Annotated in this window: 21 protein-coding genes; 12 read left to right on the plus strand and 9 right to left on the minus strand. The window is 69.9% G+C overall.

The window, feature by feature from the left end; all coding sequences use genetic code 11:
- Window positions 1-105 precede the first annotated feature (105 nt).
- Both ddaH and rocD read left to right on the plus strand, forming a co-directional pair.
- Window positions 106-984 carry a dimethylargininase gene (ddaH, locus tag KY497_RS05525; RefSeq protein WP_219870027.1) on the plus strand — a complete coding sequence of 293 codons (879 nt, stop codon included), beginning with the start codon at window positions 106-108 and terminating at the stop codon, window positions 982-984.
- The gene (rocD, locus tag KY497_RS05530) at window positions 981-2,186 is read left to right on the plus strand and encodes an ornithine--oxo-acid transaminase (protein WP_127483050.1); all 1,206 of its coding nucleotides are present in this window, start codon (window positions 981-983) and stop codon (window positions 2,184-2,186) included. The genes ddaH and rocD overlap by 4 nt, the downstream gene beginning before the upstream one ends.
- Window positions 2,187-2,294: 108 nt before the next feature.
- Here the strand turns inward: rocD and KY497_RS05535 are convergent, their stop codons facing one another.
- The 3 genes from KY497_RS05535 to KY497_RS05545 all read right to left on the minus strand — a co-directional run bounded on the left by KY497_RS05535 (window position 2,295) and on the right by KY497_RS05545 (window position 4,425).
- Complete coding sequence (locus KY497_RS05535) at window positions 2,295-2,582, minus strand: hypothetical protein (RefSeq protein ID WP_055866047.1); 288 nt, start codon at window positions 2,580-2,582, stop codon at window positions 2,295-2,297.
- A gap of 62 nt (window positions 2,583-2,644) precedes the next feature.
- A complete protein-coding gene (locus KY497_RS05540; protein WP_082524278.1) occupies window positions 2,645-3,979 on the minus strand; it encodes an MFS transporter in 1,335 nt (444 codons plus the stop codon).
- A 5-nt stretch (window positions 3,980-3,984) separates the two neighbouring features.
- Window positions 3,985-4,425: a MarR family winged helix-turn-helix transcriptional regulator gene (locus KY497_RS05545; protein WP_055866042.1), complete on the minus strand. Its 441-nt coding sequence runs from the start codon at window positions 4,423-4,425 to the stop codon at window positions 3,985-3,987.
- 59 nt (window positions 4,426-4,484) lie between these two features.
- On the opposite strand from KY497_RS05545, the gene KY497_RS05550 reads away from it, so the two are divergent.
- From KY497_RS05550 to KY497_RS05570, 5 genes are all read left to right on the plus strand, one after another.
- Window positions 4,485-5,222 carry a copper homeostasis protein CutC gene (locus KY497_RS05550; protein ID WP_055866040.1) on the plus strand — a complete coding sequence of 246 codons (738 nt, stop codon included), beginning with the start codon at window positions 4,485-4,487 and terminating at the stop codon, window positions 5,220-5,222.
- A 35-nt stretch (window positions 5,223-5,257) separates the two neighbouring features.
- Entirely contained in the window at window positions 5,258-6,109 is an 852-nt protein-coding gene (locus KY497_RS05555) for an alpha/beta fold hydrolase (RefSeq protein WP_219870303.1), read from the plus strand.
- Between the two features lie 267 nt (window positions 6,110-6,376).
- The gene (locus tag KY497_RS05560) at window positions 6,377-7,114 is read left to right on the plus strand and encodes a DUF1684 domain-containing protein (RefSeq protein WP_141387035.1); all 738 of its coding nucleotides are present in this window, start codon (window positions 6,377-6,379) and stop codon (window positions 7,112-7,114) included.
- 38 nt (window positions 7,115-7,152) lie between these two features.
- Window positions 7,153-8,202, plus strand: coding sequence for a biotin/lipoate A/B protein ligase family protein (locus KY497_RS05565; protein WP_219870028.1), 1,050 nt, complete (start codon window positions 7,153-7,155; stop codon window positions 8,200-8,202).
- Window positions 8,203-8,258: 56 nt separating this feature from the next.
- Complete coding sequence (locus KY497_RS05570) at window positions 8,259-9,245, plus strand: site-specific DNA-methyltransferase (protein ID WP_371861302.1); 987 nt, start codon at window positions 8,259-8,261, stop codon at window positions 9,243-9,245.
- Here KY497_RS05570 and KY497_RS16630 read toward each other — a convergent pair.
- Genes KY497_RS16630 through KY497_RS05585 form a run of 3 tightly spaced genes read right to left on the minus strand, consistent with a single transcriptional unit; the run spans window position 9,199 to window position 11,524 of the window.
- Window positions 9,199-9,627 carry a hypothetical protein gene (locus tag KY497_RS16630; RefSeq protein WP_229778975.1) on the minus strand — a complete coding sequence of 143 codons (429 nt, stop codon included), beginning with the start codon at window positions 9,625-9,627 and terminating at the stop codon, window positions 9,199-9,201. The two genes, KY497_RS05570 and KY497_RS16630, sit on opposite strands and share 47 nt — an antisense overlap.
- Window positions 9,624-11,027: an FAD-binding oxidoreductase gene (locus KY497_RS05580; protein ID WP_141387031.1), complete on the minus strand. Its 1,404-nt coding sequence runs from the start codon at window positions 11,025-11,027 to the stop codon at window positions 9,624-9,626. Before KY497_RS05580 ends, KY497_RS16630 begins: the two co-directional genes overlap by 4 nt.
- A 29-nt stretch (window positions 11,028-11,056) precedes the next feature.
- On the minus strand, window positions 11,057-11,524 hold the full coding sequence (locus KY497_RS05585; RefSeq protein WP_017829446.1) for an Lrp/AsnC family transcriptional regulator: 468 nt from the start codon (window positions 11,522-11,524) through the stop codon (window positions 11,057-11,059).
- Window positions 11,525-11,623: 99 nt separating this feature from the next.
- Between KY497_RS05585 and KY497_RS05590 the strand changes: the two genes are divergently transcribed.
- Window positions 11,624-13,075, plus strand: a complete 1,452-nt coding sequence (locus KY497_RS05590) for a gamma-aminobutyraldehyde dehydrogenase (RefSeq protein WP_141387029.1) — start codon at window positions 11,624-11,626, stop codon at window positions 13,073-13,075.
- 56 nt (window positions 13,076-13,131) lie between these two features.
- On the opposite strand, the gene KY497_RS05595 is transcribed toward KY497_RS05590, so the two are convergent.
- Entirely contained in the window at window positions 13,132-13,656 is a 525-nt protein-coding gene (locus tag KY497_RS05595) for a GNAT family N-acetyltransferase (RefSeq protein WP_219870029.1), read from the minus strand.
- Between the two features lie 51 nt (window positions 13,657-13,707).
- Complete coding sequence (locus tag KY497_RS05600; RefSeq protein WP_258185925.1) at window positions 13,708-14,394, minus strand: M23 family metallopeptidase; 687 nt, start codon at window positions 14,392-14,394, stop codon at window positions 13,708-13,710.
- 995 nt (window positions 14,395-15,389) lie between these two features.
- Between KY497_RS05600 and KY497_RS05605 the strand changes: the two genes are divergently transcribed.
- From KY497_RS05605 to KY497_RS05620, 4 genes are all read left to right on the plus strand, one after another.
- Entirely contained in the window at window positions 15,390-16,934 is a 1,545-nt protein-coding gene (locus KY497_RS05605) for an HNH endonuclease signature motif containing protein (protein ID WP_219870031.1), read from the plus strand.
- Window positions 16,935-17,083: 149 nt separating this feature from the next.
- Window positions 17,084-18,232, plus strand: coding sequence for an ROK family transcriptional regulator (locus KY497_RS05610; protein WP_219870032.1), 1,149 nt, complete (start codon window positions 17,084-17,086; stop codon window positions 18,230-18,232).
- Window positions 18,233-18,295: 63 nt separating this feature from the next.
- Window positions 18,296-19,225, plus strand: coding sequence for a polysaccharide deacetylase family protein (locus KY497_RS05615; protein ID WP_219870033.1), 930 nt, complete (start codon window positions 18,296-18,298; stop codon window positions 19,223-19,225).
- Window positions 19,222-20,547 (plus strand): MFS transporter, encoded by a 1,326-nt coding sequence (locus tag KY497_RS05620; RefSeq protein WP_219870034.1) that lies wholly within the window; start codon window positions 19,222-19,224, stop codon window positions 20,545-20,547. Before KY497_RS05615 ends, KY497_RS05620 begins: the two co-directional genes overlap by 4 nt.
- Window positions 20,548-20,550: 3 nt before the next feature.
- On the opposite strand, the gene galE is transcribed toward KY497_RS05620, so the two are convergent.
- Window positions 20,551-21,531, minus strand: a complete 981-nt coding sequence (galE, locus tag KY497_RS05625) for a UDP-glucose 4-epimerase GalE (protein ID WP_127483039.1) — start codon at window positions 21,529-21,531, stop codon at window positions 20,551-20,553.
- Window positions 21,532-21,572: the final 41 nt, after the last annotated feature.

Raw genomic sequence — 21,572 nt, forward strand, 5'->3', positions numbered from 1 at the left:
CCGAGTCGCATCTTCCCCGAAGCCCGCTCTGAACGAGTGAAGGGTCGAAGGACCGCCGGGCCCCTGGACAGCGTCCGCCGCGCCCGTCCTCCGAGGAGAGCACCCATGTCGACGCCTGAAGCCGCCGTCTCCACCGCCCCCGCCCGCACCGCGCACCACCGCCGCTATCTCATGTGCAAGCCGGAGCACTTCACCGTCAACTACTCCATCAACCCGTGGATGGAGCCGACGAAGCCCACCGACACCGCCAACGCGGTGGCCCAGTGGCAGAAGCTCTACGACCTCTACATCGAGCTGGGCCACGAGGTCGAGCTCATCGAGCCGCTCGCCGGGTACCCCGACATGGTCTACACGGCCAACGGCGGTTTCCTCATCGACGGCCGCGCCTACGTGCCCGAGTTCCGCTTCGTCGAGCGCCAGGGCGAGTCGCCGGCCTTCGCCGAGTGGTTCCGCGCCGCGGGGTACGACACCGTGATGCCGAAGGAGGTCAACGAGGGCGAGGGAGACTTCCTGCTCGTCGGCGACGTGATCCTGGCCGGCACCGGTTTCCGCTCCACGGGCGACAGCCACCGCGAGGTCGGCGAGGTCTTCGGTCGCGAGGTCGTCTCGCTCAACCTGGTCGACCCGCGCTTCTACCACCTCGACACCGCGATCGCCGTGCTCGACCCGGTGCAGGGCATGGAAAACGGCGGCCCGGAGCGCGCGAACATCGCCTACCTTCCCGGTGCCTTCGACGACGCGAGCCGCGCCATCCTCGAGGAGCGTTTCCCCGACGCGATCCTGGTGTCGGACGAAGACGGTTCGGTGTTCGGCCTGAACTCGGCGAGCGACGGCTACAACGTGGTCATCTCGCCGCGTGCGAAGGGCTTCGAGAAGCAGCTGCGCGAGCGCGGATACAACCCCATCATGGTCGACCTGTCCGAGCTGCTGCTCGGCGGCGGCGGCATCAAGTGCTGCACGCTCGAACTGCGGAGTGCGAAGTGACCGCGCTCGACGAGACCACCGCGGCAGGCGCCGAGCCGCACGTCGCACACAACTACCACCCGCTGCCGGTGAACATCGCCCGCGCGGAGGGGGCATGGGTGACCGACGTCGAGGGCAAGCGCTACCTCGACCTGCTCGCGGCGTATTCGGCCGTGAACTTCGGCCACCGGCACCCGGCCCTCGTCGCGGCGCTCACCGAGCAGCTCGGACGGGTGACGCTCGTCAGCCGTGCGTTCCAGAGCGACCGGCTCGAACCGTTCGCTGCGGCGCTCGCCGAGCTTGCCGGCAAAGACCTCGTGCTGCCGATGAACACGGGGGCCGAGGCCGTCGAGACCGGCATCAAGGTCGCCCGTGCATGGGGCTACCGGGTCAAGGGCATCCCCGAGGGCAAGGCGCGCATCATCGTGGCTGCCGGTAACTTCCACGGCCGCACGACCACGATCGTCAGCTTCAGCGACGACGAGACGGCCCGCGACGACTTCGGCCCCTACACGCCGGGCTTCGACGTCGTGCCGTACGCAGACGCGGAGGCCATCGCCGCGGCCATCACCGACGAGACGGCGGCCGTGCTGGTCGAGCCGATCCAGGGCGAAGCCGGCGTCGTGATCCCGCCGGAGGGGTACCTGCGCCGCATCCGCGAGATCTGCGACGAGAAGAACGTGCTGTTCATCGCCGACGAGATCCAGGCCGGACTCGGGCGCGTGGGCGAGACGTTCGCCTGTGACCGCGAGGGCGTCGTGCCCGATCTCTACCTGCTCGGCAAGGCGCTCGGCGGCGGCATCCTCCCGGTCTCGGCCGTGGTCGGCGACGCCGATGTGCTCGGCGTCATCCGTCCGGGCGAGCACGGCTCTACCTTCGGCGGCAACCCGCTGGCTGCGGCCGTGGGCCTGCGCGTGGTCGAGATGCTGCAGACGGGCGAGTTCCAGGAGCGGGCGCGTGCACTCGGCGCCCATCTCGAGCAGGCGCTGCAGCCGCTGATCGGCCACGGCGTCACCGCGGTGCGCATCGCCGGGCTCTGGGCCGGTGTCGACGTCGATCCCGCCAAGGGCACGGGTCGCGAGATCGCCGAGAAGCTCCTCGAACGCGGCGTGCTCGTGAAGGACACGCACGGACAGACCATCCGCATCGCACCGCCGCTCGTGATCCGCGCGACCGAACTCGACTGGGCGGTGGAGCAGCTCAAGCTCGTGCTGGGCGCCTGATCAGGCGTATCCCGCCTCCGCGTACGCGGGCACGGGCAACGCCACCGCAGGGGAGGGCCGTGGCCTGGGGATGGCGACGGCTGGCGGTGGCGCTGCCCTCGTGCGTGCTCAGGCCGGCGGCGAGTCCGGGTCGAGCGTCTTGAGGGTGTCTTCTTCTGCTTCGTTGTCGGCGTCGAGCTGATCCTCGGTGGTCTCGTCGCCGCCGAGCGCCGCGCGGTGTCCCTGGCCTGCGTCGCCCTGGATGGCGCCGCCGGTCGACTCTCCGCGCGAGCTGTCTCCCTGGATCGCGCCGCCGGTGCCGTCGCCCTGACCGGAGTCCTCGTCGGCTCCTCCGACGCGGCGCGCGCCCTCGGCCGGATCCTGCGGGTGGGGGGTGCGTTCCGTGTTCTCGTCCATGCCTCGACGGTACGTCGAGGCGTTCGTCTCGGAGAGGGCATTGACAAACGCCCCGACGCGGGTCAGTTCTCGCGCTCGCTCTTCTTGGCGCTGCGGATCGGTGTGGTCACAGCCGCCTCGTCGCTGAACTCGATCGGGTCGACCTCGATCACACGGAGGGGGCGGGTCTCGTCGAGCGTGAGCAGGAAGCGGCGATTCTCATCGCGCCGGAGGCGGCCAGATGTCGCCACCCAGATCACGCCGATCGCACACGCGACGAATCCCGCGGTGCCGCCGAGCATGATCGCGGCGCGCGGTCCGAAGGTGTCGGCGACCCATCCGGCGATCGGCGCCCCGACGGGTGTCGAACCCATGATGACCGCCATGTACAGGGCGAGCACACGTCCGCGCAGAGCGGGATCGGTGGTGATCTGCACGTAGCCGTTGGCGGTGGTGAGGAGGGTCACGATCATGAACCCGGTGAAGGTCAGGGTGACGGCGTAGGACGCGTATGTGGGCATGGCCGACGAGACGAAAGCGGCGATGCCGAACCCGCCGGCGGCGAGGATCACCACGCGCACGCGGGCTCGATCGCGTCGGGCGGCGAGCAGGGCTCCGATCAGCGAGCCGATCGCGAGGACCGAGCTGAGCACGCCGTACCCGTCAGCCCCGGCGCCGAACTCGAGAGCCATGGTGGAGGCGAAGATCGGGAAGTTCATGCCGAACGCGCCGATCAGGAACACCGTGACGAACACCACGCGCAGGTCGCTGCGCCCCCACACGTAGCGGAATCCGGCCGCGAGTCCGCCGCGGTTGCGGTTCTTCAGACGCGGAGCGAGCAGGCTCCGGCGCATCAGCATCAGTGCGAGCAGCATCGCCAGGAAGGTCGCCGCGTTCACGATGAAGACCCAGCCCGAGCCGATCGCCACGATCAGCAGGCCGCCGACGGCAGGCCCCACCATGCGGGCGAGGTTGAACGATGCCGAGTTGAGGGCCACCGCGTTGGAGGTGTCGCCGGTGGAGACCATGTCGGAGACGAACGCCTGCCGGGCCGGGGCGTCGAACGCGTTCACGATGCCGAACCCGAGGGCGAAGCCGAACATCATCGGCAGCGTCATGAGGTCGTTCAGCAGCAGTACGCCGACGGCGATGGCCAAGGCGAGCAGTGCCGACTGGGTGGCGAACAGGATGTGCCGTCGGTCGAAGCGGTCGGCCACCCACCCGGTCAGACTCACGAGCACGAGCGGAGGCCCGAACTGCAGGGCCATCGTCACGCCCATCGCGGTGGCGTCGTTGTCGGTCAGCTCGGTGAGCACCACCCAATCCTGAGCGGTGGCCTGCATCCATCCCCCGACGTTGGAGATCAGGGCGCCCGCGAACCAGATCCGGTAGTTGATGTTCGCGAAGGAGCGGAACATGGCGCTCATCGTTCGACCACCCGCCTCATCAGCGCGCTGGCTTCGCGCAGCGTGGTGAGCTCGGCCTCGGTGTATTCGACCTCGCGCAGCATGTCGGCGAGCAGCTCGTCGCGTCGACGGATGGTCTCGGCGACGATCTCGGTGCCTGCCGCGGTGATGGCGACCTGCACACGGCGGCGGTCGTCTTCATCGGGCGTGCGCACCACGTAGCCCTGCTCCTCGAGGCCGTTGATCGTGCTGGTCATCGAGGGGGCCGTGACGCGCTCGCGCTCGGCGAGGGTGGAGACCGTGCGGCGACCGTTCATGCGCAGGTCGGCGAGCACCGCCAGCTGCGCGTCGCTCATCGAGTCGGCGGCGCGGGCGCAGCGGAGGCGGCGGGCCAGCCGGAACGTGGCCATGCGAAGGTCTGTGGCGGTGAGATGGAGTGATTCATCAGACGCAGACATTACTTAGATAGCCTATCTAATTTTTCGGATGCCGTCTCGGCAGCGGGCACAATGGAGGGGTGACCCGAACGCTCGCTCTCGAAATCGCCGTGCAGGACCCCGCTGGAGTGCGGATCGCCGCAGAAGTCGGCGCCGACCGCGTCGAGCTCGCCACGGCCCTCGCCCTCGGCGGGCTGACCCCGTCTCCCGCGACCCTCGAGCTCGCCGTCGAGGCGGCAGGTGCCGACGGCCCCGAGGTGCACGTGCTGATCCGGCCCCGCGCTGGCGGTTTCCACTACACCGAGGACGAGCTCGTCGTCTCCGAACGCGACGTCCGCCGCGCGGTCGCCGCCGGTGCCGCAGGTGTCGTCATCGGAGCTCTCGACGCGGAAGGGCGCCTCGACCTCTTCGCGATGGCCCGTCTGCGCGACGCCGCCGGGGGCGCGCCTGTCACCCTGCACCGTGCCATCGACGTGACAGCCGATCCCGTCGCGACGCTGCAGAGCGCCCGCGAGCTCGGCCTTCGCCGCGTGCTCACCTCGGGCGGGGCATCCGCCGCGATCGACGGCATCGAGACGCTGCGCGCTCTGGTCGCCGCCGCCGAGGGCGAGATCGAGATCATGGCCGGCAGTGGCGTCGACGTGACCAGTGCTCCGGTGCTGGCGGCGGCGGGCGTCGACGCCATCCACTTCTCCGCGAAGCGCGCCGTGACCGAGGACGGGGGCGTGCGCATGGGGTCCGCCTCCGACGGGGTCGGCGGCTACGAGGTCACCGACCGCGACATCGCCTTCGCGATCCGGGACGCCCTCGCGCGGTAGCCGCCCTCTCGCAGGGTGAGTAGGCTCGCACCGTGATGGATACCCGCGAGTTCACCGACGCCTATGGCGTCGACATCGTCTATGACGTCCATCCTGCGCACGGGACGCCCCGGGGCGTGGTGCAGCTGCTGCACGGCGTCGGCGAGCATGCCGGGAGGTACGGAGCGCTGATCGCCGCGCTCACCGGCGCCGGCTTCCACGTCTACGCCGACGACCACCGCGGGCACGGACGCACCGGCATCCGTCAGCACGGCGGACCCGAGAAGCTCGGACGCCTGGGCAAGGGCGGACTGCGCGCGGCCGAAGAGGCGGTCTGGCAGCTGACCGGCATCATCCGCGAGGAGAACCCCGATCTCCCGATCGTGCTGCTCGGGCATTCCTGGGGCTCGTTCCTCGCGCAGATGCTCGTCAACGATCACCCGGAAGCCTGGGACGCCGTGATCCTCTCCGGATCTGCGCTGCGGATGCCCGGTTCGCTGAACGCCGCGCCGCTCAACGCGCGCTGGGCAGGCGAGGGGGCCACGGGTCTCGAGTGGCTCAGCCGCGATCCTGCCGTGTGGACCGCGTTCGACGAGGATCCGCTGACCACCGACGTGCCGCTGCTCAAGCTCTTCGGCCCGATCGAGGCCGCGAAGCTCTACGGCCGCCCGGCCAAGGACCTCGGATACGACATCCCGATGCTGCTGCTCGTGGGTCGGGACGACCCGGTGGGCGGACCCCGCAGCGTGCACAAGCTCGCCGACGAGTACCGCAACCGTTCCGGCCTCACCGACGTCACGACGCTCGTGTACCCGGATGCGCGTCACGAGATCTTCGCGGAGCTGCAGCAGGAAGAGGTGCGTGCCGACGTGCTCGCCTGGCTCGACACGCACATCCCCGCGCGCTGAGATTCGCGGCTTCATCGCCGAGACCCATGCTCCTCGCCCATACCCACGGTGGCGAACGCTTGTGACGGTGGGTCTCGGCGAGGACCGTGGGTGCGGGCGTGAGGTGTTCCCGGATGAGGCCGGTGTGACGCGGCGTTACGCGCGGTGAAGGCGTGTGACGCTGCTGCCTCGACCGGCGCGGAGCCCCCGTAGATTCGGGGCAATATTCCGCGCATGAGCGAGGAGTGCCCCGTTCTGCGGTGCCCTCGCACGGGAGGGACCGCTCCGATGAGCTTCGTGAAGGACTGGCAGGACTGGCACGCGTCACGCGAGCGCTACGCGGGCTCGGAGTACGGTCCGTCGGCATTGGAGTCGACGAACTGGCTCATCACCGAGGCGGCGGCCGTCGACGGCATCCCCGGTCTCTGGGCGCTCACCGGTGACGGGGGCATCCGCGGCAGCGAGCTCGGTCGGGTGGGATCCACCGTCGTGCTGCGCGGCGGTGAGAGCATCCGCCTCGGACGCCGCGAGCTGCGCGTGTTCGAGCGCCACGGCACGCTCGCCCTGCGTGTGCTGAACCCGGCCCGTCCGCAGCGCGAGTGGTTCACGGCGATCGACGCCTACGCCCCCGACGAGCGCTGGCGGCTGCCGGCCGTGTTCGAGGAGACGCCCGACGAGCAGATCGTGATCACGTCGGTCGACGGGGATGCGCGGGAGACGCCCGTCGCCGGTCGACTGCGGTTCGAGCTGGCAGGGGCCCCGCAGACGCTGACCGTGACCCGGAGCGCGCAGGGAGCGCTGGGCGCGGTCTTCGCCGACGGCACGAACGGGCTCGAGACGTACCGCTTCCGGTTCCTCCCGGTCGACGAACCCGCCGCCGACGGCACGGCCGTGATCGACTTCAACCGCGCCTACCTGCCACCGTGCGCGTTCTCGGACCAGTTCGTGTGCCCGCTCCCGCCCGTCGGCAACCGGTATTCGACGCCCATCCGCGCCGGGGAGCGCGTGGTGGTGCTCGGAGGCTGACCCGCCGGAACCGGGGCTGCGCGCCTTAAGCTGGAACCGTGCACGGTGAATACAAGGTCCCAGGTGGAAAGCTCGTCGTCGTCGACCTCGAGATCGAGGACGATCGGATCGCCCGCTTCCGCCTCGCCGGCGACTTCTTCCTCGAGCCCGACTCGGCGCTGGACGACATCAACGCCGCCGTGAACGGACTGCCGGTCGAGTCGGACGCGACCGTGATCGCGAACGCCGTCCGCGGCGCTCTTCCCGACGGTGCCCAGCTGCTCGGCTTCAGCCCGGAGGCCGTGGGCACCGCGGTGCGCCGTGCGCTCGTGACCGCTCCGGGCTGGCGTGACTTCGACTGGGAGATCGTGCACGATGAGGCCGTCTCGCCGCGCATGAACCTCGCCCTCGACGAGGTTCTCACCTCGCGGGTGGGTGAGGGCCGCCGTCGACCCACCCTGCGCATCTGGGAGTGGAACGAGTCGGCCGTCGTGATCGGATCCTTCCAGTCGTACCGCAACGAGGTCGACCCCGAGGGCGCGGCGACGCACGGGTTCGACGTCGTCCGCCGCATCTCCGGCGGAGGGGCGATGCTGATGGCGGCCGGACAGATCATCACGTACTCGCTGTACGTGCCCGCATCGCTCGTCGACGGCATGACCTTCGCCGACTCCTACGCATTCCTCGACGACTGGGTGCTGCAGGCGCTGCGCTCGCTCGGTATCGACGCGGTGTACCAGCCGCTCAACGACATCGCGAGTCCGACCGGCAAGATCGGCGGTGCTGCCCAGAAGCGCCTCGCCAACGGGGGAGTGCTGCACCACGCGACCCTGTCGTACGACATCGACGGACAGGTGATGACCGAGGTCCTCCGCATCGGTCGCGAGAAGCTCAGCGACAAGGGCACGACCTCCGCCGCAAAGCGCGTCGATCCGCTGCGCAGTCAGACCGGGCTCGAGCGCGCCGAGATCATCGAGCGTTTCAAGGACACGTTCCGCTCGCTGACCGACGCCGAGACCGGATCGATCTCGGCCGACGAGTACGCCGATGCCGAAGCCCTCGTCGAGTCGAAGTTCGCCACCGAGGCGTGGCTGCATCGGGTGCCGTGACGGCGCCGGATCCCGACCTCTCCACCGCGGCGGACCCGCCGGACGCCGCGCCGGCGATCGAGCCGGTCGTGCCCGATCCCGTCGTGCCCGATCCCGTCGTGCGCGGTGCGGTCACGATCGTCGAGGGCGACAACCTCGCCGTGGCCGCGACCCTGCCCTCCGGATCGTTCACGCTCGTGTACCTCGACCCGCCCTTCAACACCGGTCGCACGCAGGAGCGGCAGGTGGTCACCGCGCGGCGGACGTCCACAGCTCCTCGAGAGTCCGTGCCGGGCGTCGACCCGACTTCGGAACCCGGCGACCGCGCGGGGGCGGCCGGCTCGGATCCGAGGACTTCTGCAGAGGGGACGCCCGAGACCGAGGTGCGGCACGGATTCCACGGCCACGCGTACGAGCGGGTGCGCGGGATGCTGCGCGCCTATGACGACCGCTTCGACGACTACGGCGCCTTCCTCATGCCTCGGCTCGAGGAGGCGTGGCGGCTGCTCGCCGACGACGGCACCCTCTATCTGCACCTCGACTATCGGGAGGCGCACTACGCGAAGGTCATGCTCGACGCGGTGTTCGGGCGGGACTGCTTCCTCAACGAGCTGATCTGGGCGTACGACTACGGCGCCAAGTCGCGCAGTCGCTGGCCCACCAAGCACGACACGATCCTGGTCTACGTCAAGAATCCGCGCGAGTACGTCTTCAACTCCGACGAGGTCGACCGCGAGCCCTACATGGCGCCGGGACTGGTCACCCCTGAGAAGGCCGCGCGCGGCAAGCTGCCCACCGACGTCTGGTGGCACACGATCGTGCCGACGACGGGGCGGGAGAAGACCGGCTATCCCACGCAGAAGCCGGAGGGGATCCTTCGCCGCATCGTGACGGCATCGAGTCGTCCCGGCGACCGTGTGCTCGACCTGTTCGCCGGGAGCGGCACGACGGGAGCGGTGGCCTCGGCGCTGGGCCGGGACGCCGTGCTCGTGGACGACAACCCCGAGGCGGTGCGGATCATGAGGGCGCGGATGCCGCACGCCGAGGCGACGACGCTCGACTGACGCGGGTCGTCAGGACGGACGCAGCAGCACGAGGAACTGCTCGATCTCGGCGGCCATGTCGAGGGACGGATCGAGCATCCACGCGGCCTGGAGCCCATCGGCCAGGGCGTGCAGAGTGCGCACCACCCAGGTCGGGGAGGCCGGATGAGGCGAACGCGATCGTGGCGCGGCCGGACTGCACGACGAACACCTCGTCGGCCTCGGTGTCGGTCGCGGTGCCCGGGGTCATCTCCCAGATGCCGACCTCGATCCCGCCGAGCGTCGCCAGCTCGTGCACGGCGGTCGTCGGCGAACCGGCGAGCACCTCTTCGGCAGGGAGCGGCTCGTGATCGAGTGCCAGGGCGCCGGCATCCACTCCCGCCCCTGCGGCGAGACCGTTCACGAGTCGAAGCCCATTCCGACGGCGTCGAGCATCTTGAGGAACAGGTTGCGCTTGCCCTCGTTGTGATCGGCCTGGTTCATCGCGGCCCGCACCAGGTTGACGCCGATCGACGCGGCGGGCTCCGGCGGGAAGGGGATGGGCTTCTCGCGCACCATCCGCAGCTCGGTGCGCTCGGTCGAATCCCCCGACAGCTTGTCGAGCATGACGTCGGCCGCGAAGCGCGCGGCGCCGACGCCGAGACCGGTGAATCCGGTCGCGTAGGCGACGCGGCCCTTGCGAGCGGTGCCGAAGAAGGCGCAGAAGCGGCTCGACGAGTCGATCGCCCCGGCCCAGCGGTGGGTGAAGCGCAGACCCTCCAGCTGCGGGAAGGTGGTGAAGAAGTGCGAGGCGAGCCGGCGGTGGCTCTCGATGCGGTCCTCGTACTCCGGCCGCACCTTGCCGCCGAAGTGGTAGACCGCGTCGTAGCCGCCGAACAGGATGCGGTTGTCGCCCGTGAGCCGGTAGTAGTGGAACTGGTTCGCGCTGTCGGCGAGGCCCTGGCGGTTCGACCAGCCGATCGATGCCAGCTGTTCGGTGGTGAGCGGCTCGGTCATCAGCACGTAGTCGTACACGGGCACGGTCATCAGGCGGTTGCGCTTGAGGAGCGAGGGGAACACGTTCGTGCCGAGGGCCACGGCATCGGCGACCACCCTGCCGTTCGGGGTCACCAGGGTGATCGGTCCCGATCCGTCGCCCTCGATCCCGCGCACCAGGCTGTGCTCGTAGATCTCCACCCCCAGGTCGGCGGCGACGCGGGCCAGCTCCACGCCGAGCTTTGCGGGGTGCACCATCGCGCAGCCGTCGCGGTCCCAGTCCCCGGCCAGGAAGGTGTCGGAGTGCACCTCGGCCCGCACGGCTTTTCGGTCGAGGAAGCCCGGCTCATCGCGGAACCACTCGACCTGGTGCGGCTCGACGGCGACGGCCAGCTGGCCCGTGCGCTCGAACTCCGCATCCATGCCGTACCGCTGGATCGTCTCGCCGATGCCATCGAGGTTCGCGTGGCCCAGCTCTTCGAGTCGGTCGATCTCCTCCGGCCAGCGATTCACCCCGTTCTCGTGGCCGTGGGTGAGGCTCGACTCGCAGAAGCCGCCGTTGCGTCCGGACGCGGCCCAGGCGATGCGCGAGGCCTCGAGCAGCACGACACGGCGCTCGGGGTCGCGCTCCTTCGCGCGCACCGCCGTCCACAGGCCGGCGTACCCGCCGCCGACGATCGCGAGGTCGGCGCGGACCGTGCCGTTGAGGCGGGGGTGCGTCGGCCGATCCACGTCGTCGAGCCAGAACACCCGCAGGTCGGTGTCGCGGAGCGAGGCGTCGATGACGGACGGCGACGGCGGCTGGCGTTCGAAGACGGTGGTGCCCATTGTTCTCTCCGTTGTGTGCGGGGCGCGCCTCAGCGCGTGCCCCAGTTGTAGAGGTCTTTGTAGAGGCCTGCGTAGAGCATGCTCTCGGTGTGGGTGATGCCCGGGATGGTGCGGATGCGGGTTGCGATGAGATCGATCAGGTGCTCGTCGTTCTCGCACACGGCCTCGACGAGGATGTCGAAGGTGCCGAGCGTGACGACCACATACGCCAGCTCGGGGATCGTGGTGAGCTCCTCGGCGATCTCGCGCGGGTCGCCCGAGACGCGGATGCCGATCATCGACATGCGGTGGAAGCCGAGCTGCATGGGGTCGGTGACGGCGACGATCTGGATGATGCCGGCCTCGGTCATCCGCTGCACGCGCTGGCGAGCCGCCGCTTCGCTCAGCCCGACCTCGCGCGCGATCTCTGCGTAGGGGCGGCGGCCGTCTTCCTGCAGCAGTTCGACGATGCGCTTCGAGATGTCATCAAGGGCAGGCTGGGACGGCTTCGTGCTCATGTGTCGATATTGTCAGCCGGTTCTGCATTCTGCAACCGATTCAGTTGTTTCGTCTGATCAGATCTTCAGATTCCGTACGGATGTCGATACGATGACCCCATGTCCAGTCACCTCCTGAAGAACTCCGCGCCGCTGCAGAACTTCATCGGCGGCCGCTATGTGCCCGCGAGCGGCGCCGACCGCATGCCGCTCGTCGATCCTGTCACCGAAGAGACCTACGGGGAGCTCCCGGTATCGGACGGCAGCGACGTGGATGCCGCCTATGCCGCCGCATCCGCCGCCTTCCCGATCTGGCGCGACACCACGCCCGGCGAACGGCAGCTGGCGCTGTTCCGCATCGCCGACGAGATGGAGGCGCGAGCGGAGGAGTTCGCCGACCTCGAGTCGCAGGACACCGGCAAGCCGCGGGCCAGCCTCGTCGCGGACGAGATCATGCAGTCCGTCGATCAGCTGCGCTTCTTCGCGGGTGCGGCGCGAAGCCTCGAGGGCAGGGCTGCGGGGGAGTACCTCGCCGGTCACACCTCCTTCGTGCGGCGCGAACCCGTCGGCGTGATCGGCCAGGTCACGCCGTGGAACTACCCGCTGAACATGGCGGTGTGGAAGATCGCTCCCGCGCTCGCCGCCGGCAACACGGTCGTGCTGAAGCCCGCGGAGTCGACGCCGCTCACCACCCTGCTGCTCGCCGAGATCGTCGCGCTGCACACGCCGGCCGGCACTCTCAACGTCGTGCTCGGAGACAGGGACACGGGTGTCGCGCTCGTGGAGCACCCCACGCCGCAGATGGTCGCCATCACCGGTTCGGTGCGTGCGGGTATGGCGGTCGCGCGTTCGGCGGCCGACGACGTCAAGCGCGTGCACCTCGAGCTCGGCGGCAAGGCTCCGGCGATCGTGTTCGCCGATGTGTCGATCGACAAGGCCGTCGAGGGCATCATCACCGGCGCGTTCTTCAACGGCGGACAGGACTGCACCGCTGCCACCCGGGTGCTGGTGCACGCCTCGCGGCACGACGAGCTGATCGCCGCGCTGGTCGCCAGGGCGAAGACCCACGCCCGCACCGGCGGCCCGCGCGAGGAGGGGGTGCTGTACGGCCCGCTGAGCAGTGCGGCACAACTCGCCCAGGTGCAGGGGTTCATCGACCGCCTGCCCGCGCACGCGACGATCGAGACCGGCGGACGCCGCCAGGGCGACCGCGGCTACTTCTGGGAGCCCACGATCGTGTCGGGCGTGCGACAGGACGACGAGGTCGTGCAGGGAGAGATCTTCGGACCGGTGCTCACGGTGCAGGCGTTCTCCGAGGACGCCGAGGCCCTGGAGATGGCCAACGACGTGCCCTACGCGCTCGCCGCGTCGGTGTGGACGACCGATCATGCCAGGGCGATGCGCTTCTCGCGTGATCTCGATTTCGGCTGCGTGTGGATCAACACCCACATCCCGTTCGTGTCGGACATGCCGCACGGCGGATTCAAGCACTCCGGCTACGGCAAGGATCTGTCGCAGTACGGTTTCGACGACTACACCCGCATCAAGCACGTGATGAGCGCACTCGACTGAGGCGGCGGCCGGCGGCGTGCCCTCAGGCGGTCAGGACCTTCACGCGGGGATCGTGTTCATGCGGCGAGTGTCTTCACGCGGCGGTGCTCGCGCAGGGTGAACCGAGGACGCTCCTCGATCTTGATCGCGCCGTCTTCGAGCCAGCCGTGACGGGCGTAGAAGGCGTCGGCGCGCTCGTTGCCGTCGAGCACCCACAGGTAGGCGCGGTCGTGACCGGCCTCGGTGATCCGCTGCTCGGCGGCTATGAGCAGGGCATGACCCGCGCCGGTGGACCAGGCGGAAGAGTCGGCGTAGATGCCGTACACCTCTCCGTCGGCGAGGCCGTCGGGGTCGCGGCCCGAGCCGAGTGACGCCCAGCCGATGAGGCGGTCGTCGCGCACGGCGACGAGCGTTCCCAGGCTCGTCGGCAGCGGCTCGGCGAGTATGCGCCGCCAGCCCGCGGCTCTCTCATCGACGGAGAGGCTGTCGAGCACCGACTGGTCGATGAGTCCTCGATAGGCGGCCTGCCACGAACGCACGTGCACGCCAGCGATGTCTTCGGCGTCTTCGGCGCGTGCGTCGCGGATCACCAGTGCACTCATCCCGCCACCCTACGGTGATCGCAGAGGCGGCGTGGGGTCGTGCGGTGCCGGTCAGCTCACGTTCTTCTTGAGCCACGGAAGCGGGTCGACCGCCACCGTGTTGATGTGGACCTCGAAGTGCAGGCACGAACCGAACACGTACCCTGTCGAGCCGACGTCGCCGATGTACTGGCCCTCCTCGACGCAGTCTCCGACCTCGACCGCGCGACTGCCGTAGGTCATGTGCGAGTAGACGGTGCTCACGGCCTGCCCGTCGACGATGCTCTCGATCTGGATCGTGACGCCGTAACCCTGGTAGCTCTCGGTGGACCGCGAGACGCAGCCCTTCATCGCTGCGTTGATGGGGGTGCCGATGGGGGCGGCGAAGTCCTGGCCGAGGTGGGATCGGCCCGGCCGCGAGGCGCCGAAGCCATCGGTGAACGAGTAGGTCCCGTCGGCCATCGGCATCACGATGCGTCCGGCGAGGGGGATGTCCATCGCGCTGGAGAGAGGCATGCCGGCGGCGACGGCGGCGGCAGCGGCGCGGGAGCGGGTCTCCTTGATCTCCTCGGGCGTCGTCGCGGAGAAGTTCCCCCGGGGATCGATCTGGGCCCGGATTCCCGCCTTCGCTGTGTACGACTGCGCGGTTCCTTCGGCCGCGGTGGAGATGCTGGCGCTGGCGCTGGCGTTGGCGCTGGCGTTGGCGGCCTGGCCACCGACGGGGTTGAGTGCGGGAAGAGCCGCGCCGGAGATCAGCACGCCGATCGCCAGTGTGGCGCCAAGTGCCTTAGCCCTCGCCCACCGGCGCTTCTCCCGGCGCACCAGAGCTCGAGAAGTCGGCGCCGTCGGCGCAGCCAGGTGTCGCGGGCGCAGACGAGGATCCCAGGAGCGGGGGGCGCGGGGTGCCTGTGGGGTGGCCGGAGGGGCGTCGGAGGAAGGGGTGGGCGCTGCGGAGGAGGTGGGGGCTGCCTCGGGTGTGAGGGCCGCCTCGGGTGCGGGGGTGGGCAGTGCTGCCTCGCGCGTGGGTGCTGCCTCGGGTGTGGGAGTCGCCTCGGGTGTGGGGGTTGCCTCGCGTGTGGGGGTTGCCTCGGGTGTGGGGGCTACCTCGCGTGCGGGGGCCGCTTCGGTTGCGGTTGCCGGGGCTGCCTCCGCTCCCGGGGCGGGGTCAGCTGCGGAAGCGGTGCGGGCGGAGGAGGCATCACCCGGAGTGGCTGCTTCGGGCGCAGAAGCAGCAGGAGCTGCATTCGCCCGGCGGGAACTCCGTGAATCTGCGGTGGCGGAGCGCCTCAGGTCGCGCCGCAAGAGCGGTCGCGTCGAGTCAGGGACTTGTGCGGGGGGTTCCGAGGCGTCGTGATCGCGCTCGGGTGGCAGGGAGTTCGTGACGGGGTCCTTCCGGGAGGCAGGTGTGCGCGGCGGGCGATCCCCCCGGATGCCACCGTTACCGATCTGTAATCGGATTCGCGAAGTCGAGAGCGTCAAATCGAGAGCGCATGGATCGAGATCACACGTCGCGGAGGGGTGCTCGGGCTTCGATCGACCTCGGTGCCTGTGTGTTGCGGAGGACGATGCACCGATTCTGCGCCGGGAGCCCGACGTCCGGGCGAGCCGTGGGGCGCGATCTGCCGTACGTGTGGAAAGGCGGGAATCCGCCTCGCCTGTGGAGGAGTCGCGGACCTCGTATGAGTTCCGGAATATTGCTCTGAACTGGCCTTATCCGGCAGTGAATGTCGGTGGCCCCGGGTTGACTTGCGCGTATGACAACCCCGGTGGAGATGCTCGGTCAGACGGCCGCTGATCTGGACGCGCTGCTGCGCTCCGACGTGGTGGTGGGGTTGCCGGATGACGCGAAGATGCAGCTCTTGCGTGTGGCGGGGGAGGTGCAGCGGCGCGTGGAGGCGCTGGTCGTGGAGACGGTCGCGTCTGTCGATGCGCGCCCGGCCGGGTCGGGTGCGGTGGCATTCTGCGGTCGATTCGGGTGTCGGACGATGGGCGAGCTGCTGCAGCGGGTGCTGCGGACGGATGCCGCTGGCGCTGGTCGAGTGGGGAAGGCGGCGAAGGCCGTGCGTCGCGAGGTGGAGCTGTCGTCGGGGGTTCGCTTGCCGGCGCGGTGGCCGGCGATGCGGGCGGCGATGCTCGACGGGGCGGTGGGGGTGGCCGGGCTGCTGGCAGCGACAGGACCGGTGGAACACGCTGCGGTCCGGGTCGGTACAGCTGACCGGCTGCTCGCAGATGCGGAGCTTGCGGCGTATGCCCGCGGATGCGCGGTCGCTGCCCAGGGGGCGGACGACGGCCGCCGCGCCGACGCGGATGCGGCTGTCGACGGCGAAGAAGCACCACCGGCGACGCCGGAAGACCTCCGGACCCTGGCGCAGGTGATCGTGCAGTACCTCGACCCCGACGGCGCGGAGCCGGCAGACGACATCGCGATGCGCGCCCGGGGGATCATCCTGGGCCGGGCGAAAGACGGGGTGATCCCGATCCGGGGCGGGCTGCTGCCCGAGGTCGCGGGACAGCTGCAGCGCATCTTCGACGCCTATCTGAACCCGAGAGTCGACGGGCCATCCGCGCCCGGGGTCGTCTTCCAGCCGTCCGTCCTGGTCGACCACGATGAGGCCGCCTCCACCGGGGCGGTGGGGGGAACAGGCGACGATGTCCTCCCTTCCGACGATCCCGCCCGGATGGTCGACACCCGGTCCCGCGCACAGAAGCAGCACGACACCCTCGCCGCGGTGCTGGGGATCGCTGCGCGGCACGATGAGATGCCCCGTCTCGGTGGCGCCGCACCGACTCTGGTCGTGACCGTCACCGCCGACGACTACATCGCCGGGCGCGGGTGGGCGCACGTCGACGGTATCGACGTCCCCGTATCCGTGCGTACCGCCGCACACACCGCCTGCGCGGGTGGAGTGCAGCGGGTGCTGTTCGACCCGGCAGGGCGCATCATCGGAATCGACACCTCCGACCGGATCTTCAGCGCCCATCAACGCCGGGCGATCACTCTCCGCGACCACGAATGCCTGATTCCCGGCTGCCACGTCCCCGCGACGTGGTGCGAGATCCACCATGTGCAGGAGCACTCGCGCGGCGGGCCTACCCACACCGACAACGGCGTCGCCCTCTGCTGGCATCATCACCGCACCCTCGACGCTTCCGGATGGGAGATCCGCATGAGACACGGCACCCCTCACGTCCGCGGCCCCGCGTGGTGGGATCCCAGCCGACGATGGCGCGTGCCCCAGCCAGTGAGCAGGGCTTGCAACAGGCCGGCTGCCCGCCGCTCGGCACTGCTCAGGACGTGAACCGAGACATGCAGGCTCGGCGCCACGTGTCGACTAGTGCGACACGATGTGGCATGCTGGCGGGCGTTGCGCCCGGCTCCGTGTCGGCATCGCGTCGGAACGACACCTGGCGCGGTACACGAAAACCAGACAGGCAACCCAGGGAACAGATGTCCAGACCACTCGCGGGACCGCAGGGCCTGCTGCGCACGCTCAACGGCCGTGCGATCCTGGAGGCGCTCGCTCGCAGCGGCTCGCAGACCCGTTCGGAGCTGATGTCCGCCACCGGTCTGTCACGCACCGCGGTCACGCAGGTGCTGCGGATGCTCGAGAACGCCGGGGCCGTCGCGTCGGCAGGCCTCGACCGGGACACGAGAGGCCCCGCCGCCGGACGGGTCGCCCTGCATCCGCGCCTCGGATTCGCCGTCGCCGTGCACGTCGATCACCATGCCGCCCACGTCGTGCTCGTCGACGCCGGCGGAACCGTGCGGGCGGAGGAGCACGCCCCGTTCACCGAGGCCGAAGATCGCGTGACCCACATCGTCTCCCTCGTCGAGCGGTGTCGCCGCACGGTGAAAGCGGCGAAGGGCGCCGTTCACCTGGCGGTCGCCGGAGTGCCCGGCATCGTCACGGCCGACGGCGGCATCCGCGACGACCTCGGCCCCGACGGCGGCGCATTCCGTGCGGCGCTGTCGACCGCCCTCGACTGTCCTGTGCGCATCGAGAACGATGTGAATCTCGCAGCCCTCGCCGAGCTCACCGCTGGAGAAGGAGCGGTCCTGGCTAGCTTCGCGCTGCTGCTCCTCGACGACGGGCTCGGGGCCGGCATCGTGATCGACGGCGCGCTGCACCGCGGCTTCTCCGGCGTCGCCGGCGAAGTCATGTACCTGCCGCAGACGCCCATCCCGATCGGTGCGCCCCTCGTGGGCGACGCGGTCGTGGGCGACCTGGCCCTCGGCGCCGGCCGCGATCCCGGGGCATCTTTCGCCGATCATCTGGAGGCGGCCGTCCGCGGAGACGCTGCGGCGGTACGGATCGTGTCCGAGATCGCTCGCCGCATCGTTCTCGTGGCCGGCAGCGTGGGGCTGGTGCTCGATCCGGAAGCATTCATCCTCAGCGGCGAAGCAGCTCATCCGGCACTCGTCGCCGCGATCGTGCGGATCGCCGGCGAGTACGAGGCGCAGCTTCCCCTGCGGTTCCTCGTCTCCTCCTTCGGTCCGGAGGCTCCACTGGTCGGCGCCGTCAACGAAGCGGCCGTTGCGCTCCGAGGCGAACTCTTCACCCGCATCCTCACGCCCGCCTCCCAGGCTGGCCGATGAACACCACCCGTTGCACACCACCCGTCCGGGCACTGCCGCTCGAATCACCCGACAGGATCCTCGATGACCGCACCTTCCGACCTCGCCGATCGACTCGGTCTCGCGCCCGGTGCGCGGGCGATCATCCTCAATGCGGATGATTTCGGCATGTGCCATGCGGCCAACACCGCCATCATCGACCTGCTCACAGCCGGACGCATCGACTCGACGACCGTGATGGTCCCGTGCTCGTGGTCACCGGCAGCGCTCGCTTTCGCCGCCTCCCGCACCGACCTCGACGTCGGCGTGCACCTCGTTCTCACCAGCGAATGGGCCCGCTACCGGTGGCGCCCGCTGACCGGTACCGCCACGAGCCTCGTCGACGCCGCGGGCTTCTTCCCGACCGACGTCCTGTCCGTCGAGCAGAACGCCACCGATGACGATGTCGCCGCCGAACTCGCCGCCCAGTTGCTGACCGCGCTCGACGCCGGCGTCGACGTGACGCACCTCGACAATCACATGGGTTCGGTCTACGGGCTCGTGACCGGCCGAGGCTTCCTCCGCCCGGTGTTCGAGCTCGCCGCACGACACGGTCTCCCGTTCCGGCTGCCGCGCAGCATGGACGGGGTCGGCGAGGATTCCGCGCTGCAGGCCCAGCTCGACGCTGCGGCGGCAGCCGCCGATGCAGCCGGCGTCGAGATCATCGATCGGCTGTGGTCGCACCCGTTCGAGCTCCTGCGCGAGGGCACACCGGATGAGGAGACGTACGAGCAGATGCGCGACGGCTTCATCGCGCTGCTGCGAGCGGTGCCGGCCGGAGTCACCGAGATCTACCTGCATCCGATGGTCGACGACGACGAGCTCCGCGCGGCTGTCGATTTCAGCGCGGCGAAGCGCGGCTACGAGCTGCGACTGCTGAGCGATCCGGCCGTGCTGCAGGCGATCGAGGACGAGGCGCTCGTGCGCATCGGCTGGCGCGACCTGCGCGACCTGCAAAGGGGAGACGCCCGGTGACGTCGCTGAGCGAGCGGGTGCGCGACCGACGTCTGGACGCGGCGCCGACCAGAGCGCAGACGATCGCGTTCGGAGCCTCCGGCTTCCCGACGCAGCTCATGGCGCAGACCTTCTCGGCCTTCGTCGTCTACTTCTACGTCTCTCACCTCGCCGTCCCCGCCGGGTGGGTGGCGGTCGCGATGATCGCCCACGGCATCCTGAACGCCGTGCTGAACCCCGTCGTGGGCACGGTGTCCGACCGGCTGCGCACACCGTGGGGCCGGCGCATCCCCTGGATCGGCGTGGGCATCGTGCCGCTCGTCGTCGCGTTCGCGCTGGTGTGGATGCCGCCAGAGCTCCCCGTGAGCGGCCTCATCATCTGGTTCCTCGTCGTCGTCGCCGTATACGACGTGGCCTTCGTGGTCGTGGTGCTGAACATCTCCGCCCTGTTCCCCGAGATCTTCCGCACCACCGAGGAGCGCGCCCGCGGCAACGTGCCACGACAGATCTTCGCGATCCTCGGCATGGTCCTCGGAACAGCCGGTGCGCCGGCGCTGTACAGCGCGCTCGGCTGGCCGGGCATGGCCCTGGTGCTCGGCGCCGTCTGCCTGGTGCTACTCGTGTGGTCGTTCTTCGGGGGGATGATCGAGCGGCGGGTTCCGGAGGCAGCTTCGGAGGCCATGCGCTGGGGCGACCAGCTGACGTACACCTTCCGCAACCGCGCGTTCGTCCCCTACGTGCTCGGGTCGCTGTTCGTGCAGACCTCGATCGCCGTGATCCTGGCGGCGGTCCCCTTCTACGTCAGGTACTCCCTGCGCGCACCGGAGGGAGAGGGCAGCCTGCTGCTCGGGGTGATCTTCGTCACCGCGATCCCCTCGATCGGGTTGTGGAGCGCGGTCGTCCGCCGCACCTCCCCCCGCACCGCGCTGCTGTGGAGCGTCGCGGTGTTCGGCGCGGCCATGCTCGGCTACCTCGTGGCGGCAGACGTGCCCGGTGCGGTTCTGGTCGGTGTGGCGGTCGGCGTGGGCATCGGCGGCCTGCTGCAGCTGCTCGAGGTCGTGCTCGCGCAGATCATCGACGAGGATGCCGCGCGCACAGGTCATCGTCGGGAAGGCGCCTACTTCGGAGTGAACGGCTTCGTGGTGCGCGGCTCGGTCGTGCTGCAGGCGATCGTCGCCGCGGTGGTGCTGACGGCATCCGGCTTCGACGCCGCTCTCGGCGACGCGCAGCCCGAGAGCGTCGACGGCGGTATCCGGCTGATGCTCGCGGTGATCCCGCTCGGGTTCACCGCGCTCGCCTGGTTCTGCTTCTGGCTCTATCCGATCAGGTCCCGCGACCTCTGACCGCTACGGACGAGCAGCCTGACGCGCCTCCCACCCCGTGCGCACCATCTCGTCGACCGAGTACCGCATGGTCCAGTCGAGGTCGCGCGCTGCGAGCTCGCCCGTCGCCACGATGCGGTCGGGGTCGCCCGGCCGCCGCGGTCCGATCTCGGGGGTGAAGTCGATGCCGGTGACGCGGGCGACGGCGTCCATGATCTGCTTCACGCTGAGTCCGTCGCCGGAGCCGAGGTTGTAGGCGGCTTCGATCGGACGTCCGTCGGAGAGGCGCTGCGCTGCGGCGACGTGGGCCGCCGCGATGTCGCCGACGTGCACGTAGTCGCGCACGTTCGTCCCGTCTTCGGTGGCATAGTCGTCGCCGAAGATCTTGGGGGTCGTGCCCGCGAGCAGCGCCTCGAACACGATCGGGAAGAGGTTGTGCGGGCTGACGTCGTAGACCGTCGGGTCGGCGGAGCCCACCACATTGAAGTACCGCAGCGACGTGTGACGCAGCGGCCGCTCGGAGTCGGCCGTGGCGATGCCCTGGTCGCGCAGCAGCCACTCGCCGATCAGCTTCGATTCGCCGTAGGGGCTCGCCGGCTTCTTGGGGGTGTCCTCGACGACGAGCGCGACGTCGGGGGTCCCGAACACCGCGGCGGACGACGAGAAGACGATGTTCGAGACGCCAGCGGCCTCCATGGCCTCCAGGACCACCCGCGTACCCTCGACGTTCTGCGCATAGGTGTGCAGAGGGCGCTGCACCGAGACGCCGGCGTACTTGAATCCGGCGACGTGGATCACCCCCGCGGCGTCGTGATCGCGCAGCGTCTTCTCGACGAGTTCGCGGTCCAGGATGCTGCCCTGCACGAACGCCACACCCTCGGGCACGAACGATGCGACGCCGCTGGACAGGTCATCCAGTACGACCGGGGTGAGCCCCGCGTCGGCGAGGGCGCGCACCACGTGGGCGCCGATGTATCCGGCGCCGCCGGTGACGATCCAGGACATTGCGTTTCCTCTCCCGCCACGACGTCGTCGCGGCTCGATGG

The sequence above is a fragment of the Microbacterium sp. PAMC22086 genome, assembly GCF_019443525.1.
In the GTDB taxonomy this organism is placed as follows: domain Bacteria; phylum Actinomycetota; class Actinomycetes; order Actinomycetales; family Microbacteriaceae; genus Microbacterium; species Microbacterium maritypicum.

Excerpts from the sequence above, each read along its gene's own strand:
- ddaH (WP_219870027.1), top strand. The coding sequence starts at position 106 with ATGTCGACGCCTGAAGCCGCCGTCTCCACCGCCCCCGCCCGCACCGCG.
- KY497_RS05615 (WP_219870033.1), top strand. The coding sequence starts at position 18,296 with ATGACCGCACCTTCCGACCTCGCCGATCGACTCGGTCTCGCGCCCGGT.
- KY497_RS05595 (WP_219870029.1), bottom strand. The coding sequence starts at position 13,656 with ATGAGTGCACTGGTGATCCGCGACGCACGCGCCGAAGACGCCGAAGAC.
- KY497_RS05545 (WP_055866042.1), bottom strand. The coding sequence starts at position 4,425 with ATGTCTGCGTCTGATGAATCACTCCATCTCACCGCCACAGACCTTCGC.
- KY497_RS05540 (WP_082524278.1), bottom strand. The coding sequence starts at position 3,979 with ATGTTCCGCTCCTTCGCGAACATCAACTACCGGATCTGGTTCGCGGGC.
- KY497_RS05580 (WP_141387031.1), bottom strand. The coding sequence starts at position 11,027 with ATGGGCACCACCGTCTTCGAACGCCAGCCGCCGTCGCCGTCCGTCATC.
- galE (WP_127483039.1), bottom strand. The coding sequence starts at position 21,531 with ATGTCCTGGATCGTCACCGGCGGCGCCGGATACATCGGCGCCCACGTG.
- KY497_RS05560 (WP_141387035.1), top strand. The coding sequence starts at position 6,377 with ATGAGCTTCGTGAAGGACTGGCAGGACTGGCACGCGTCACGCGAGCGC.
- KY497_RS05590 (WP_141387029.1), top strand. The coding sequence starts at position 11,624 with ATGTCCAGTCACCTCCTGAAGAACTCCGCGCCGCTGCAGAACTTCATC.
- KY497_RS05605 (WP_219870031.1), top strand. The coding sequence starts at position 15,390 with ATGACAACCCCGGTGGAGATGCTCGGTCAGACGGCCGCTGATCTGGAC.
- KY497_RS05585 (WP_017829446.1), bottom strand. The coding sequence starts at position 11,524 with ATGAGCACGAAGCCGTCCCAGCCTGCCCTTGATGACATCTCGAAGCGC.
- KY497_RS05535 (WP_055866047.1), bottom strand. The coding sequence starts at position 2,582 with ATGGACGAGAACACGGAACGCACCCCCCACCCGCAGGATCCGGCCGAG.
- KY497_RS05610 (WP_219870032.1), top strand. The coding sequence starts at position 17,084 with ATGTCCAGACCACTCGCGGGACCGCAGGGCCTGCTGCGCACGCTCAAC.
- KY497_RS05555 (WP_219870303.1), top strand. The coding sequence starts at position 5,258 with ATGGATACCCGCGAGTTCACCGACGCCTATGGCGTCGACATCGTCTAT.